The 15379-nt window shown below is 65.6% G+C and carries 14 protein-coding genes; 6 read left to right on the top strand and 8 right to left on the bottom strand.

The genetic code is table 11. The annotated features are described in order from the left end of the window. Positions 1-15: 15 nt before the first annotated feature. Positions 16-1812: an ABC-F family ATP-binding cassette domain-containing protein gene (locus tag CH306_RS02830; RefSeq protein ID WP_032395716.1), complete on the bottom strand. Its 1797-nt coding sequence runs from the start codon at positions 1810-1812 to the stop codon at positions 16-18. Then, the gene (locus CH306_RS02835; protein ID WP_032396229.1) at positions 1812-2747 is read right to left on the bottom strand and encodes a 4-(cytidine 5'-diphospho)-2-C-methyl-D-erythritol kinase; all 936 of its coding nucleotides are present in this window, start codon (positions 2745-2747) and stop codon (positions 1812-1814) included. The genes CH306_RS02830 and CH306_RS02835 overlap by 1 nt, the downstream gene beginning before the upstream one ends. 182 nt (positions 2748-2929) lie before the next feature. Here CH306_RS02835 and CH306_RS02840 point away from each other — a divergent pair, with 182 nt between their 5' ends. Together CH306_RS02840 and CH306_RS02845 are read left to right on the top strand one after the other, a co-directional pair. Then, entirely contained in the window at positions 2930-3919 is a 990-nt protein-coding gene (locus CH306_RS02840; protein WP_032395717.1) for a helix-turn-helix transcriptional regulator, read from the top strand. Between the two features lie 12 nt (positions 3920-3931). Continuing rightward, positions 3932-4747, top strand: coding sequence for a DNA/RNA non-specific endonuclease (locus tag CH306_RS02845; protein WP_094645626.1), 816 nt, complete (start codon positions 3932-3934; stop codon positions 4745-4747). A 7-nt stretch (positions 4748-4754) separates the two neighbouring features. Here the strand turns inward: CH306_RS02845 and rsmA are convergent, their stop codons facing one another. The 3 genes from rsmA to CH306_RS02860 all read right to left on the bottom strand — a co-directional run bounded on the left by rsmA (position 4755) and on the right by CH306_RS02860 (position 7806). Next, on the bottom strand, positions 4755-5630 hold the full coding sequence (rsmA, locus tag CH306_RS02850; protein ID WP_094645627.1) for a 16S rRNA (adenine(1518)-N(6)/adenine(1519)-N(6))-dimethyltransferase RsmA: 876 nt from the start codon (positions 5628-5630) through the stop codon (positions 4755-4757). A 118-nt stretch (positions 5631-5748) separates the two neighbouring features. Then, positions 5749-6876, bottom strand: coding sequence for a resuscitation-promoting factor (locus CH306_RS02855; RefSeq protein ID WP_094645628.1), 1128 nt, complete (start codon positions 6874-6876; stop codon positions 5749-5751). A 102-nt stretch (positions 6877-6978) separates the two neighbouring features. Continuing rightward, positions 6979-7806 carry a TatD family hydrolase gene (locus CH306_RS02860; protein WP_094645629.1) on the bottom strand — a complete coding sequence of 276 codons (828 nt, stop codon included), beginning with the start codon at positions 7804-7806 and terminating at the stop codon, positions 6979-6981. 21 nt (positions 7807-7827) lie between these two features. Between CH306_RS02860 and metG the strand changes: the two genes are divergently transcribed. Further along, positions 7828-9372, top strand: coding sequence for a methionine--tRNA ligase (metG, locus tag CH306_RS02865; protein WP_094645630.1), 1545 nt, complete (start codon positions 7828-7830; stop codon positions 9370-9372). 71 nt (positions 9373-9443) lie between these two features. On the opposite strand, the gene CH306_RS02870 is transcribed toward metG, so the two are convergent. Beyond that, positions 9444-10823: a WS/DGAT/MGAT family O-acyltransferase gene (locus tag CH306_RS02870; RefSeq protein ID WP_094631239.1), complete on the bottom strand. Its 1380-nt coding sequence runs from the start codon at positions 10821-10823 to the stop codon at positions 9444-9446. 171 nt (positions 10824-10994) lie between these two features. On the opposite strand from CH306_RS02870, the gene CH306_RS02875 reads away from it, so the two are divergent. Both CH306_RS02875 and CH306_RS02880 read left to right on the top strand, forming a co-directional pair. Beyond that, the gene (locus CH306_RS02875) at positions 10995-12014 is read left to right on the top strand and encodes an alpha/beta hydrolase (protein WP_032395724.1); all 1020 of its coding nucleotides are present in this window, start codon (positions 10995-10997) and stop codon (positions 12012-12014) included. 14 nt (positions 12015-12028) lie between these two features. Beyond that, positions 12029-12457: an SRPBCC family protein gene (locus CH306_RS02880; protein ID WP_032395725.1), complete on the top strand. Its 429-nt coding sequence runs from the start codon at positions 12029-12031 to the stop codon at positions 12455-12457. A 4-nt stretch (positions 12458-12461) separates the two neighbouring features. Here the strand turns inward: CH306_RS02880 and rsmI are convergent, their stop codons facing one another. After that, positions 12462-13286 (bottom strand): 16S rRNA (cytidine(1402)-2'-O)-methyltransferase, encoded by an 825-nt coding sequence (gene rsmI / locus CH306_RS02885; protein ID WP_094645811.1) that lies wholly within the window; start codon positions 13284-13286, stop codon positions 12462-12464. A 107-nt stretch (positions 13287-13393) separates the two neighbouring features. Between rsmI and CH306_RS02890 the strand changes: the two genes are divergently transcribed. Beyond that, entirely contained in the window at positions 13394-14905 is a 1512-nt protein-coding gene (locus CH306_RS02890) for a dolichyl-phosphate-mannose--protein mannosyltransferase (protein WP_094645812.1), read from the top strand. Positions 14906-14944: 39 nt separating this feature from the next. On the opposite strand, the gene CH306_RS02895 is transcribed toward CH306_RS02890, so the two are convergent. Beyond that, entirely contained in the window at positions 14945-15367 is a 423-nt protein-coding gene (locus tag CH306_RS02895) for a DoxX family protein (protein WP_032395726.1), read from the bottom strand. Positions 15368-15379 lie beyond the last annotated feature (12 nt).

Below are 15379 nucleotides of genomic sequence, written 5' to 3' on the forward strand. Positions count from 1 at the left end.
CACGTGCCGCAGGCTCTACTCCAGCTCGGCGGCCAGTTCCATCCATCGTTCCTCGGCGACATCCTTGTCCGCGAGGACCTGCTTGAGCTCGGTGTCGAGGGCGACGAGCTTGCCCTGCTCGGTGGACGCGTCGACGAGTTCGGCATGCAACTCGACCTCACGCTTGGAGAGCCGAAGGACGAGCTTTTCGAGCTTGCTCAGTTCCTTACGGGCCGCGCGCTCGGACGCCGCATCCCGGGTCGCCTTCTTCGGCACCGCGCCGGTGGTCAACGAATCCGGAGTGGCCTCGGCCGCGAGAACCGACCGGCGACGCAGGTACTCGTCGATCCCGCCGGGCAGATTGGTGAGCTTGCCGTCGCCGAACAGTGCCCAGGTGGAATCACAGATGCGCTCGATCAGGTACCGATCGTGACTGATGACGACGAGGGTGCCCGCCCAGCCGTCGAGGATGTCCTCGAGCTGCTGCAGGGTGTCGATGTCGAGATCGTTGGTGGGCTCGTCGAGCAACAGCACGTTCGGCTCGGCCATCAACACGCGCGTCAGCTGGAGCCGACGACGCTCACCGCCGGAGAGATCTCCGACGGGGGTGCGCTGACGCGCCGGGGTGAAGCCGAGCCGCTCCGCGAGCTGCCCGGCCGAGATCTCACGGTCACCCAACGTGATCCGCTCGGCCACTTCCTTGACCGCATCGAGAACACGCAGCTTCTTGGGTAGGTCGTCCAATTCCTGCTTGAGCCAACCGATCTTGACCGTCTGGCCCTGGATGCGCTTACCCGCAGCAGGCTGCAGTTCACCAGCGAGCGTGCGGAGCATCGTGGTCTTGCCCGAACCGTTGACGCCGACCAGGCCGACGCGCTCACCGGGAGCCAGACGCCAGGTGAAGTCCTTCACCAGTTCTCGGCCGTCGGGAGTCTCCAGGCGCGCGTCCTCGAGTTCGATGACGACCTTGCCGAGACGACGCTGAGCGAACGAGGACAACGCGACGGAGTCACGCGGAGCCGGAACGTCGGCGATCAGAGCCTCGGCCGCCTCGATGCGGTACTTCGGCTTGGAGGTACGAGCCGGGGCACCGCGGCGCAGCCACGCCAACTCCTTGCGCGCGAGGTTGCGTCGACGCTCCTCGGACGCGTCGGCCTGACGGGACCGCTCGGCGCGCGCGAACACCCAGTCGTTGTAGCCGCCCTCGTAGGCCTCGACGCCGCCGCCGACCACTTCCCATGTGCGATTGGCGACCGTGTCGAGGAACCAGCGATCGTGGGTGACGACCACCAGCGCACTGCGACGGCTGACCAGGTGCGCGGCCAACCACTGCACGCCCTCGACGTCGAGGTGGTTGGTCGGCTCGTCGAGCACCAGCAGATCGAGATCCTGAACCAGAGCCGCTGCCAACGCAACTCGTCGACGCTCGCCGCCCGAGAGGTTGTCGATCGACGCGTCGAGTCCCGAACTCCCCGCAGGCCCGAGGTCGGCAATACCGATGCCGGTCAAGATGTTTCGCACCCGAGAGTCACCCGCCCACTCGTGCTCGGCCATTCCGAGTGGGTCGAGGACCACCTGGCCGACGGTCGACCCCGGAGGCAACACGCCGCGCTGGGTGACGACAGCCATGCGCAGGCCGTTGACCCGGCTGACACGTCCCGAATCGGGCGGTTCGATGCCGGCGAGAACCTCGAGGGTGGTGGTCTTACCGCCGCCGTTGAGACCGACCATGCCGATGCGTTCGCCCTCCTGCACGCCGAGCGAGACGCCGTCGAGCAGTGGCTTGACGCCGAAGGACTTGCTGACGTTTTCGAGATTGACGAGATTGACCATCAGGAAAAACCAATCGATTCACTAGTGACAACACGAGCACCGGGAACCGGTCCACTCGCAACACGGACGGTGCGGCACACACCGGCACCGGACAATTCAGCGCTCACCGACACCGCCGCGTCGGCGTCGGCGCACAGAAACGCGCAGGTGGGGCCCGAGCCGGACACGATGCCCGCCAATGCCCCGGCGGTGACTCCCGCTCGCAGTGTGCGACGCAACTGCGGCATCAGCGAGACCGCAGCGGCCTGCAGGTCGTTGCCGAGCAACGGCGCGAGCGCGCGCGCATCGCCGGACGCCAGCGCATGCATCAGATCCTCGGTGCCGCCGAGGCGAGGCGGATCGCCCTTGGCCCGCAACTCGTCGAGTTCGTTGTACACGGCAGGCGTTTGCAGACCGCCCTTCGCCAACGCCAGCACCCAGTGAAAACTGTTGCGCGAGAGCACCGGAAGCAGCTTCTCCCCGCGACCGGTTCCGACCGCGGTCCCGCCGTGCAATGAGAAGGGCACGTCGCTCCCGAGTTGAGCCGCCACCTCGTCGAGCTCGTCACGCGAGAGATCGAGATGCCACATCGCGTTCAGTGCCACCAGGGTCGCGGCAGCGTCGGCACTTCCACCTGCCATCCCACCGGCCACCGGAATCCCCTTGTCGATGGTGATCTCCACCGACGGCTCTCGCCCGACCCGACGCCCCAGCAACTCGGCGGCCTTCCACACCAGATTCCGCGAATCGGTGGGAACCACCCTCGCGTCGTCACCGCGCACCCGAACCGAGAGCGTCTTGGCCGGAATCACCGACAGTTCGTCCGAGAGCGAGAGCGCCTGAAACACCGTCGTCAGCTCGTGAAAGCCATCGGGACGCAGGTCACCGACCGACAGATGCAGATTCACCTTCGACGGGGCCCGAACGACGACGGGTGTGGGAACGACAGACAGCACGAGTAACCACAGTAGTGGAGAAACAACGCCCGAGTTCACCACCAGGGCGGCCTCCGGTGGGTACTCGATGTGACGTTCAGTGGACTTTTGGGCGGTCGATGTCACATTCAGTGGACTTCGGGGGCGGGGATGATCGGGCGATGCGGACCGAATATGTCCGCATTCGGTGGCATCGTGGGCCCATGAAGGAAACATCGGCTCGGTTGTTGCGACTGTTGTCTCTGCTGCAGACGCGTCGTGATTGGGCGGGCGCGGAATTGGCAGAGCGACTCGACGTCACTCCTCGCACGTTGCGGCGCGACGTGGACAAGCTGCGCGACATCGGTTATCCGGTCAATGCGACGCCGGGTGTCGGCGGTGGGTACCAGCTCGGTCCCGGCGCGGAGATGCCTCCGCTGCTGCTCGACGACGACGAGGCTCTGGCGGTGGCCTTCGGGTTGCAGTCCGCCGCCGGGGGCTCGGTCGCGGGTATCGGGGAGGCGTCGTTGCGGGCGTTGACGAAGTTGCGGCAGGTGATGCCCTCGCGCATCCAGCATCGGCTCGACGCGTTGCGCATCGACGTGGTGGAGAAGACACCCCGTTCGGCGGTGGATGCGTCGGTGCTGTCCACGGTGGCAGCGGTCTGCCACGGACACGAGCGGTTGCGGTTCGACTACCGCAAGCACGACGGTTCCGAGTCCAGGCGCGAGGTGGAGCCGTACAGCCTGGTGCGGGCGGGAGCGCGCTGGTACCTGCTGGGTTGGGATGTACTGCGGGAGGATTGGCGGTCGTATCGGGTTGATCGTCTGACTCCGAAGATTCCGACGGGTCCGCGGTTCACGCCCCGGGCGCTGCCGCCGGGCGGCGCGGCGTCGTTCGTCTCGAAGGGAATCGATCGTGCGTTCGCCAGAGTTCAGGCGCGGATCGCGTTGCACGCCCCGATCGAGACGATCGCGCCGATGATCGACGAGCAGTGGGGCACACTCGAATCCATCGACGACCGCACCTGCGCGGTGGTGTTGGCCGGGGATTCGCTGCCCTCGATCGCACGGTGGCTGGCGGCGTTCGACACCGATTTCACGGTGCTCGATCCACCGGAACTGCGCGAGGAATGCCGCATCGTGGCCGAGCGGCACGCGAGGCTGAACGAGCGATACCTCGCGGCGGTTCACCCTCCGGTAACCGGTCCGTGAGTCAATGGGCAGATGACGACACCACTCGGTTTCGACCCGAAATTCCTGGCCGACATCGACGTTCCGTTGCCCGATCGCGCCGACGTGGTGGTGCTTGCGTACACGCACTTCTCGGTGTCCATCGACCCTGCCCGACGCCTCGCCGCGGTCACCGGCGTGAACATCGACGGCGCGAGCCTGCAGGATGTCGGGCGGGGAGACAACTGGCGACTCGACGATCGGCTACCGGCTGCGCAGCAGGCCGGCAACGATCTGTACAAGAACAACGACCTCGATCGCGGGCATCTGGTTCGCAGGCGAGATCCGGTGTGGGGTGAGCGTGCGGTGGCCGAGCGCGCCAACGAGGACACGTTCCATTACACCGTGTGCGCGCCACAGACGGCCACCCTGAATCAGTCGAAGACGCTGTGGCTGGGGCTGGAGGACTACGTGCTGGGAAACGCCGAGCAGTACGACCGAAAGCTCTCGGTGTTCAGCGGTTGCATCTTCGCCGACGACGATCCGATCTACCGCGGTGTCGCCATTCCGCGGCAGTTCTTCAAGATCGCGGCATGGTCGCAGGATTCGACTCCCGCATGCACCGGATACGTTCTCGACCAGTCGCCGTCCCTCGATCCGATCCTCGACAAGCCGTTACGACTCGAGACCGATCCCCCGCCCCTCGGCCCGTATCGGACGTACCAGGTTCCGGTGGCCGACATCGCGTCGATGACCGGCCTGGAGCTGGGTGTGTTGATCGAAGCCGATCGCTATGCACCGGTGGCTGCCGCTCGTGCGGAGGCGTCGAAGTGGACCGAGCTGACGCGACTGTCGGACATCCACCTGTAGAGGGGCCTCAGGCTTCGGTAGCGGCCAAGCGGACGAAGGCTGCGGCGTCGATGGTTTCGCCTCGCGCCGTCGGGTCGATTCCGGCCTCACGCAACCGGCGTTCGGCCGCCACCGGGGAGCCGGCCCAGACGGCGAGGGCCGCTCGCAGGGTCTTTCGTCGCTGCGCGAATGCGGCATCGATCACCGCGAAGACGGCCTTGCGATGCGCGGTGTCGGTGGGCCACGGCGGCTCGGCGTACCGATCGATACGCACCAGGCCCGACTCGACCTTGGGCACCGGCCAGAACACCGAACGGCCCACCGCGCCGGCCCTTTTGACGTCACCGAAGAACCTGGCCTTGACGCTGGGGATGCCGTAGATCTTGCTGCCCGGTACCGCGGCGAGTCGATCGGCCACCTCGGCTTGGACCATCACCACCGCGACACGGAGGCTCGGCAATTCCGAGAACAGATAAATCAGCACGGGAACGGCGACGTTGTAGGGGAGGTTGGCCACCAGTGCAGTCGGCTCCCCCGCGATGTCCGCCGCTCGGACGCGAAGCGCGTCGGCCTCGATCACCGTCAGCCGATCGGCCAGGGTCGGGGCTCGGTCGGCCACCGTGGTGGGCAAGCGGTTTGCGAGCTTGGGATCGATCTCGACGGCGATGACGGATTCGGCCACGTCGAGCAACGCCAGAGTCAGCGAACCGAGGCCGGGGCCGACCTCGAGGACCGTGTCCTGAGGGCCGACGCCTGCGGAGGCGACGATGCGTCGAACAGTGTTTGCGTCGTGCACGAAGTTCTGTCCGAGCTGCTTGGTGGGCCGCACGTCGAGCTCGGCTGCAAGGGAGCGGACCTCGGCGGGACCGAGCAGAGCCGCGGATCCCCTCACATGTTCGGACACGGCGGAAACTCTACGTGGGCAGGAGTGGAGCCTGCGGAAGGACCCAGGAAGGCAGGAGTGGAGCCTGCGGAATGACCCAGGAAGGCAGGAGTGGAGCCTGCGGAATGACCCAAGGCAGTCAGCGATAACCCAGGCGCGAGGTGCAGGCGGGCCATGCGCCCCAGCCCTGCGATTTCTGCGTCACCGATGCGATTGCGATCTGCTCTTCGCGGGTGGCGAGGTCGGCGCGCGGTGCGTACTTGAGGCCGCCCTGACGTTCCCAGGTGTTCTGGTCGAACTGCACGCCACCGTAGAAGCCGTTACCCGTGTTGATCGCCCAGTTGCCGGTTGCCTCGCACTGTGCGAGCGCGTCCCAGATCGCACCGTTCTCCACCGGCGGCACCTCGGTGCCGGGCTTTGCTCCGACGCGGACGGTCTTCGGCTGCGCGGGTACCTGCACCTTCTCGTCGACCTTCTCGCGACCGACCTCGACGCCGTTGACCATGTTGATCTTCCAGGTGATGTCGGAGACGCCCGGGGCACCGGGGTTCTCGACGACGGTGCGGCTCATGTTCATCGTCGGATCTTCGATGCGCTGCTCCGGCGCATCGGTATCGGTGGTCTCGGTCTTGGTGACGGTGCGGTCACGCGTGACGACGATCTCGGCGCCGTCGGTCACGGTCGCGTCGGGATCGGGGCTGACGGTGTCGGCTTCTTCGAGCGGCGCGCCTGCTGCATCGAGGAATTCGCGCACGGTCGGTGCGGCCAGGGTGATCGGGGTGGCGGGGGCTCCGCCGTCGACGAGCGAGACCTGCTTGGGCAGTGCGACGTCCAACTCGGTGCCGTCGAGCGGCAGTCGCTCCGAGCGCGAGGCGGAGACGTGCACGTCCTCGGCGAGGCCGGTCTGCTGCAGTGCTTCCTCGACGGTCAGTGCGGTGGTCCAGATCTCCTCGGGCTTGCCGTCGACGTTCAGTGTGATCTCGCGGGCGCGGCGAAGGACAACGGTGTCGCCGTCGCTCAGGCCGGAGTCGGGAGCGGGAACGACCAGATCCTTGTCCGACGGGGCATAACCGGCGTCGGCCAACGCACTGCTGACGTCGGTTTTCATCGTGCTCAGCGAGATCATGTCGCCGTCGACGTCGATGGTCACGGTCTTGTGACGGCTCACGGCCATCACACCACCGGCGACGAGCGTCATCAACAGGGCCGCGATGACCAGGTAGAGAGTGGTCGAGCGGGCGGAGTTGAGGCGTCTGATAGTCGACAAGTTTCGTATTCCTGGCGGTTGCGAGCGTGACTTCGGCGTCGAAACGCCCGAGTTCGGTCACGGTACGGTAACGAATTAGCACCCACGTCGCAACTTCGGCAGCTAGAGGCCGTACACCCGCTCCGCATTGGCAGTGGCGTGAGCAGCGAGCGCTGCGGGATCCTGGCCGCGAACCTCGGCCAAAGCCCGCGCGGTGTACGGCAGGCAGTACGGCTCGTTGGGTGCACCTCGATACGGATGCGGCGTCAGGAACGGCGCGTCGGTCTCCACCAGCACGAGCTCGTCCGGTACCAGAACCGCGGCCTCCCGTAACGCGTGCGCATTCTTGAAACTGACGGTCCCCGAAAAGCTGAGAACGTAACCGGCGTCGACGCAGGCCTTGGCGGTCTCGGGACCACCGGAAAAGCAGTGGAAGATCACCGTCTCGGGCGCACCTTCCGCCGTCAGAACGGCCAGCAAATCCTCGTCGGCCTCGCGATTGTGAATCATCAACGGCTTGCCCAGGCGCTTCGCGAGGTCGATGTGCCAGCGAAATCCCTCGTGTTGCTCGGCCACCGTGGCGCACCCGTCGAGCTTGCCCGGCCAGTAGTAGTCCAGTCCGGTCTCCCCGACCGCCACCACGCGAGGATCGGACGCCAACCGCTCGATCTCGGCCTTGGCGTCGTCGTCGAGCACGTTCGCGCGGGTGGGATGAATCGCCACCGCGGCCCACACCCGCGGATCCCAGGACGCCGCGTCGACGGCGAAGCGCGCGGCATCGAGGTCGTCGGCGATCGTGACCACCCGCGTGACACCGACGGACTCGGCCTTGTCCACGATCGCGGCCACACTCGCCGCGTCGGTCGCCCCACACGCATCGAGGTGGGTGTGCGCGTCGACGAGAGTGCCGACGGACTCGGGCAACGGTGGTGCGGGACGGTCTCTGCTCACGCTGGTTAGAGTAGGCGCACCATGACTGCGCCAGCTGATGCCCCACGGCCACCGTTCTACGTCACCACGGCGATTGCGTACCCCAACGGCGCTCCGCACATCGGACACGCCTACGAGTACATCGCCACCGACACCATCGCGCGCTTCAAACGCCTCGACGGCTACGACGTGCGATTCCTGACGGGTACCGACGAGCACGGCCTGAAGATGCAGCAGACCGCCCAGACCGAGGGCGTGGACGTCCGTGAGCTCGCCGCGCGCAACTCCGACGCATTCCAGACCGCTCAGGACCTGCTGAAGATCTCCTACGGACGCTTCATCCGCACCACCGATGCCGATCACCATGCCGCCAGCCAAGAACTGTGGAAGCGGATGGAAGCGAACGGCGACATCTATCTCGACTCCTACTCCGGCTGGTACTCGGTACGAGACGAGGCGTTCTACACCGAGGCCGAGACCACCCTCGCCGAGGACGGCTCACGCGTCGCGACGGAGACGAACACTCCGGTCGAGTGGACCGAGGAGTCGTCGTACTTCTTCAAGCTGTCGCAGTACCAGGACAAACTGCTCGAGCTGTACGACGCGTCGCCGGACTTCATCGCGCCCGGCACCCGTCGCAACGAGATCGTGAACTTCGTCAAGGGCGGCCTGCGCGACCTGTCGATCTCTCGAACGACGTTCGATTGGGGCGTACCGGTGCCCGGCGATCCGGCGCACGTGATGTACGTGTGGGTCGACGCGCTCACCAACTACCTCACCGGTGCCGGCTATCCCGACGTCGAGTCGGAGTCGTTCCGGAAATTCTGGCCTGCCGATCTGCACATCATCGGCAAGGACATCACCCGCTTCCACACCGTCTACTGGCCGGCGTTCCTGATGTCCGCGGGCATCGAACTGCCCAAGCGAGTGTTCGTGCACGGGTTCCTGAACGTCAAGGGCGAGAAGATGTCCAAGTCTCTCGGCAACGTTCTGGACCCGAAATCGTTGGTCGAGAACTACGGCCTCGACCCGGTGCGCTTCTTCTTCCTCCGCGAGGTCTCGTTCGGTCAGGACGGCAGCTACAGCCACGAGGCCATCGTCGCCCGCGTCAACGCCGACCTGTCCAACGAACTCGGCAACCTCGCGCAGCGTTCGCTGACGATGGTCGCCAAGAACCTCGACGGAGCTCTCCCGACACCGGGAGAATTCACCGCCGAGGACGACGCGATGCTGGCCCGCGCCGATGCACTCCTCGAGCTCTGCCGACGCGAATTCGACGTGCAGGCAATCCATTCCGCGCTCGAAGCGATCTGGTCGGTGCTCGGTGAGACCAACCGTTACTTCTCGCTGCAGCAGCCGTGGGTACTGCGCAAGACCGATCCCGATCGCATGGCCACCGTGCTGTACGTGACGATCGAGGTGCTGCGCATCGTGAGCATCCTGACGCAGCCCGTCATGCCCGATTCCGCGTCGCGCATCCTCGACCTGCTCGGCGTACAGAACCGCGAATTCACCGACATCGCAACACGTTCGGCGCCCGGCACTGCACTACCGACCCCGACGCCGGTGTTCCCCAAGTACGAGTAGAGCGCTCCACGCATGTGAGCGAAACTTCGTAGTGGGCTACGAAGTTTCGCTCACATGCGGCGAAGCCGCACTCACAAGGTCTTCTCGAGTTCCTCCAACGTGTTCTCCAGATGCGTCAGCATTCGCTGCAGGTGCGGCACACTGCGTCGGCATCCGATGAGTCCGAAGTTCAGCGAGTCGCCGTTGCTGGCGACCGTGATGTTGAGAGCCTGCCCGTCGGCCACGATGGACGCCGGGTAGATGCCGTCCAGTTTCGCGCCGTTCCAGTACAGATCCTCCTTGGATCCGGGAACGTTGGAGATGATGACGTTGAAGGGCGGCGGGGTGTAGTCGACGAATCCCGGCACCGGCCCGAACAGCAACGGAGCCATGGTGACTGCTCCCACGGCGAGCGCTTCGAGGGTGTTGAGCTCGCTCATCATCTGCTTGCCCTTGACGGTCGAATCCTTGATTCGTTCCAGCCGCACGAGCGGATCGGATTCGTCCGTGGCGAGATTGCACAGGATGGTCGTCACCGAATTCCCGGCGTCCTTGCCGTCCCCCTCCTTGCGGAGCGACACCGGAACCATCGCGATCAGCGGTTCCTCGGGCAGCGCGTTGCGATCGATGAGGTACGCGCGCAGAGCCCCGGCGCACATCGCGAGCACCATGTCGTTGAGCGTGGCGTCCAGAGCCGTTCCGACCGTGCGGATCCGCTCGATCGACCAGCTCTCGGCAGCGAAGCGGCGCGCGCCGCCGATGGGCACGTTGAACATGGTGCGCGGTGCCTGCAACGGCAGCTGAGCCCCTTCTTTCTTCAACGCGCGCAATCCGATTCGTGCTGAGGCCGGAGCGAAATCGACGAGGTCGCCCGCGATCTTGCGTCCCAGCGAGAGCCCACTGCCCAGCTGAGCAAGCCGTCCCGGCTGCTCCTCGACGCCCTGCTTCTTGCGCTTACCGAACAGTGACGGGTCCCAGGTGGCGACTCCGCTTCGGTCGTCGGGATCGGTGGAGAGCGTGCGCTGCATCAGTTTCAATGCGCTGACGCCGTCGACCAGCGAGTGATGCACCTTGGTGTACAACGCGATTCGGCCGTCCGCCAGACCCTCGATGATGTGCAGCTCCCACATCGGTCGATACCGATCCAGCGGTGCACTGTGATTGAGCGAGAGGAATTGGAACAGCTCGCGAATCCGACCGGGAGCAGGCAGCACAGTGCGGCGAACGTGGTACTCGAAATCCACGTCCGGATCGAAGGCCCAGGCCAGATTTCCCATGATCTGCACCGGACGCGCAGGGCGCTTACGGAAGAGCTCGTGCACCTCACCGGTGGTGAACTTGCGGTGTACCTCCTCGGCGAAGTCGTGCGGATCACCGGGCGGGACGAACAACTCCAGACCGCCCACGTGCATCGGGTGCTCCCGTGACTCGGCGATCAGAAACATCGATTCCGTGATGGGCATGAGTGCCATGAGCTGTCCCTTTTCCATTTGTTTTCGGTCACGGTACGGCACCGAATGTGACTCAGAACACGACCTTACGTCCGGTCACGAAAAGCTACCCGCTATTGTCCGTTACCAGGGGTTCCAACAAGAGCGGGGTTCCGACGCACGGCGCAGATGCGCCGTGCACCGACGACGGGGATGGAGGCGACGGCTATGAATCCGGCGCTCACCGTAGTGAAATCGACCGACCCAGCAGTCACCGCACGCAGGCATTACGTCCGCGGCGCAAGCCTGCAGTCGCAGATTCTGTCCAAGGGCCTACAGCTCACTGTCCGACCGTTCCTGACGATCTGGGCGCAGACACCGTCACTTCCGTGGCCCATGGGGTTGGTCGATTACGCCGGACTGCTCGTCCCCCAGATCAGCGGCACCACCCGCAGCCGCGTCATGCTCGCCGAGTGCGACGCCGAATGGATCAGAGCCGAGGGCACCGGGTCCGATCGCGTGGTGCTCTACCTGCACGGCGGTGCCTTCGTCTGCTGCGGGCTGCGCACCCATCGGCGAATGACCTCGCGAGTGTCGAAACACGTCGACGGAGCGGTGCTGTCGGTGAACTACCGCATGATGCCGCGCAATCCGATCAGCCACGCGGTCGAGGACGGTGTCGACGCGTACCGCTTCCTTCTCGATTCCGGATACCGGCCGGAGCAGATCATCCTGGGCGGCGACTCGGCAGGCGGATACCTCGCGTTCATGGTCACCCTGGCGCTGCGCACCGTCGACTTGCCCGCGCCCGGAGGAATCTTCACCATGTCCCCCCTGACCGACATGGACCCCACCCGCAAACTCGACCACGAGAACGCGTCGAAGTGTTCGGTCTTCCCGTCCAATGCGGTTCCCGCACTCACTGCACTGGCCGATCGCGTCGATGCGCGCATCGTCGTCGACGGCGACGTGGGTCCGCGGGTGTCACCGGTCGACGGAGATCTGACCGGCCTTCCGCCGGTGCTGATCCAGGTCGGTTCGACCGAAATGGTCTATGCCGACGCCGAACTCATGGCTCAGCGACTCGCCGTCGCCGGAGTGGACTGCGAGTTGCAGGTGTACGAGGACCAGGTTCATGTGTTCCAGGCAGCCGATTTCGTCCCCGAGGCCCGCCGCGCGCTCAGAGCCATCGGCGAGTTCGCGCGGAACGTCAGCCCCCGCAGAGAAAGCTGAGATACGTTCTCCCCATGGCAGTCACAGTGAACAAGTCCGTCGACATCGACGCGGATGCAGCGGCAGTACTCGAGGTTCTCGCCGACGTCGAGGGCATTCCCTCGTGGTCCCCGGTACACAAGAAGTGCGAGGTCGTCGATCGGTTCGACGACGGCAAGCCGCACCACGTGAAGATGCAGGTCTCGATCATCGGAGTTAACGACGAACAGCTCGTCGAGTACACGTGGTCGGACAACGAGGTGTCCTGGACTCTCGTGGAGAGCACCCAACAGAAGGCCCAGGACGGCCGGTACACCCTGACTCCGAAGGGCGACGCCACCCACGTCGAATTCGAGCTGACCGTCGACCCGAAGGTCCCGCTTCCCGGATTCCTGGTGAAGAAGGGAACCAAGACGATCCTCGAGGCCGCCACGGAAGGCCTGCGTCAGCAGGTCGTCGGCTGACGCGCTACTGCTCCTTGCGCGCAGCGAGCACTGCCTCGTAGACCTCACGCTTGGAGACGCCGTCGACCGCCACCTGGGCACAGGCGTCCTTCAACCGCATGCCCGACGCCACCAGCGCTTCCACGTCGGCAACGAGATCCTCGGGCTCCTCGGCGACGGCGACGGCTCCTTCGAGCACGACGGTGATCTCGCCGCGTACGCCTGCCCTCGACCATTCGAGCAACTCGCCGAGGCCACCGCGTCGGACTTCCTCGTAGGTCTTGGTCAGCTCCCGGCACACCGCGGCGCGGCGGTCGGAACCGAGCACGTGGACGGCGTCCTCGAGGCATGCGACGAGGCGGTGCGGTGCCTCGAAGAAGACGATGGCGCGTGGTTCGGCGAGCACCGACTGGAAGTAGCTGCGACGCTGCCCCTGCTTGCGTGGCGCGAACCCGTCGAAGCAGAACCGTTCGACGGGCAGACCGGACAGTGCGAGTGCGGTCGTCACGGCGGACGGACCGGGCAGACAGGTCACCGGCAGATCGGCGTCGACGCACGCCGCGACGAGGCGGTAGCCGGGATCGCTGACCGACGGCATCCCGGCGTCGGTGACCAACAGCACCGTCTTGCCCTCTGCCACGGCCTCGACCAGCGCCGGCAGGCGAGTCGTCTCGACCTGATCGTAGAAACTGACGACCCTGCCCGAGATCACCACGCCGAGCGAGGAGGCGAGTTGCTTGGTGCGCCGGGTGTCCTCGGCGGCGACGACATCGGCACTGCCGAGGGCGTCGCGCAGGCGCTGCGAGGCGTCACCGACGTCGCCCATCGGGGTGGCGGCAAGGATGAGCATGGCTCCAGTGTCCCGTACGCGGTGCAGCGGTTTGTCGGGCACTACCGATCAACGCCTACGATCGGTACGTGACCTTGCTGACCTCTGAGCGCTCCGGCGACCGGTCGATGGTCAGTCCCGGGCCGACCGTTGCCGCGCGCGACTGGTTCCACGACACCGATGTCCGCCGCGGTTGGATCGTCACCGTCGTCATCACCGTCATCTGCGCCATCACGCGCTTCACGATGTTGCGGTACCCCACCGATGCAGGAACCCCGGTCTTCGACGAGAAGCACTACGCGCCTCAGGGGTATCAGGTTTTCACCGGCGGCGGGCTCGAGGACAATCCGGCGTACGGGCTGGTGGTGCATCCACCGGTCGGCAAGCAGCTGATCGCCGTCGGAGAGGCGTTGTTCGGCTACAACGGGTGGGGTTGGCGTTTCTCCTCGGCCGTGGCCGGAACCCTGTTGGTACTGCTGGTCATTCGGATCGTGCGCCGGCTCGCTCGCTCGACACTCGTCGGTGCGATCGCGGGAATTCTGCTGACCGTCGACGGCGTGACGTTCGTCAGCAGCCGGATCGGCATGCTGGACATCTTTCTCGCTTTGTTCGTCACCGCGGCACTGGGCTGCTTGGTAGTCGACCGCGACGACATGCGGCGGCGACTGTCGAGAGTACGCGCCGACGGCCGAATGGACGCCAGCGTTCTGGGGCCACGAATGGGGGTGCGCTGGTGGAGATTCGGGGCGGGCGTGATGCTGGGTCTCGCCTGCGGCACCAAGTGGTCGGGTCTGTACTTCATCGCGTTCCTCGGATTGCTGAGCGTGGCATTCGATGTGGCGGCGCGGCGCTCGTACGGCGTCGGACGCCCGTGGCGGGGAACGGCGTTGCGCGACATCGGCCCTGCGCTGTACGCGCTGGTGGTCGTTCCGATCGCGGTGTATCTGATGACCTACTGGGCGTGGTTCACCTCCGAGACCGGCGTGGACCGGCACGAGGTCGGCAACGGAATCGGTGCAGGCGGGCCGTTCTCGTTCCTTCCCGAAGCGCTGCGTTCGCTCTGGTACTACAGCGGCAACGTACTGGAATTCCATGAGGGCCTGACCAATTCGGCAGGCAATCGGCACCCGTGGGAATCGAAGCCGTGGACCTGGCCGATGGGCCTTCGGCCGATGCTGTACTACTTCGCCGACGGCGAGAGCGTATCCGGGTGCTCGGCGTCCTCGTGCGTGAAGGCGATCATGCTGATCGGCACTCCCGCGATGTGGTGGTTGGCACTGCCGATGCTGGCCTGGGTGATCTGGTCGGTGCTCGTCCGACGCGATTGGCGTTACGCCACCGTGCTCGTCGGCTATTCCGCAGCCTTGTTGCCCTGGTTCACCACGCTCGACCGGCAGATGTACTACTTCTACGCGGTGGCACTGGCCCCGTTCATGGTGATGGGCTTCGCGTTGGTGTTGGGCGACATCATCGGCAAGGCCACCGCATCGGCCGAACGGCGAGGTACCGGACTACTGCTGGTGTCCCTGTACCTCGCCGTGGTGATAGCGAACTTCGTCTGGCTCTGGCCGATTCTCACCGCAATGCCGATCACGCCACAGATGTGGCAGGAGCAGTTGTGGTTACCGAGCTGGCGGTAGGGCGGTCGGGCCAGGCCGAAGCAGAGCCTGCGGAACGACCTATGCCAGCAGTGCCGTCTTGCCCTTGGTGACGCCGTCGATGCTGATGCGTCCGGCACCGAATGCAGCGAGCAGGAGCGAACCGACGCCGAGCGCGACGACCAGTTCGTAACCGTTGTCCGCAGCGAAGACGCCGTTCTCGAAGTGGACGAAGACGGCAGCACCGAGCATGTCCAGGAACAGCAGCAGCCCAGCGATCGGGGTGAAGATCCCGAGCACGAGCGCTCCGCCACCGATGAGTTCGACGAACGTCGCGAAATACGCGGACGCGGTGGGCAGCGGAATGTTCATCGCCTCGAAGCTCGCGGCGGCACCATCGAGACCGTAGGTGTTGAGCTTCTGCCACCCGTGGGCGATGAAGACGACTCCCAGTCCGATTCGAGCAACGAGGGCGACGGCGTCGCGGACGACGGTGGAATTCATGACACATCCTTC

The sequence above is a fragment of the Rhodococcus sp. 15-725-2-2b genome (assembly GCF_002259075.1).
GTDB lineage: Bacteria > Actinomycetota > Actinomycetes > Mycobacteriales > Mycobacteriaceae > Rhodococcoides.

What these genes read in the sequence shown, in the direction of transcription:
- CH306_RS02830 (WP_032395716.1), bottom strand. Translation starts at nt 1,812, where the DNA reads ATGGTCAATCTCGTCAATCTCGAAAACGTCAGCAAGTCCTTCGGCGTC.
- CH306_RS02840 (WP_032395717.1), top strand. Translation starts at nt 2,930, where the DNA reads ATGAAGGAAACATCGGCTCGGTTGTTGCGACTGTTGTCTCTGCTGCAG.
- CH306_RS02845 (WP_094645626.1), top strand. Translation starts at nt 3,932, where the DNA reads ATGACGACACCACTCGGTTTCGACCCGAAATTCCTGGCCGACATCGAC.
- metG (WP_094645630.1), top strand. Translation starts at nt 7,828, where the DNA reads ATGACTGCGCCAGCTGATGCCCCACGGCCACCGTTCTACGTCACCACG.
- CH306_RS02870 (WP_094631239.1), bottom strand. Translation starts at nt 10,823, where the DNA reads ATGGCACTCATGCCCATCACGGAATCGATGTTTCTGATCGCCGAGTCA.
- CH306_RS02875 (WP_032395724.1), top strand. Translation starts at nt 10,995, where the DNA reads ATGGAGGCGACGGCTATGAATCCGGCGCTCACCGTAGTGAAATCGACC.
- CH306_RS02880 (WP_032395725.1), top strand. Translation starts at nt 12,029, where the DNA reads ATGGCAGTCACAGTGAACAAGTCCGTCGACATCGACGCGGATGCAGCG.
- rsmI (WP_094645811.1), bottom strand. Translation starts at nt 13,286, where the DNA reads ATGCTCATCCTTGCCGCCACCCCGATGGGCGACGTCGGTGACGCCTCG.
- CH306_RS02890 (WP_094645812.1), top strand. Translation starts at nt 13,394, where the DNA reads ATGGTCAGTCCCGGGCCGACCGTTGCCGCGCGCGACTGGTTCCACGAC.
- CH306_RS02895 (WP_032395726.1), bottom strand. Translation starts at nt 15,367, where the DNA reads ATGAATTCCACCGTCGTCCGCGACGCCGTCGCCCTCGTTGCTCGAATC.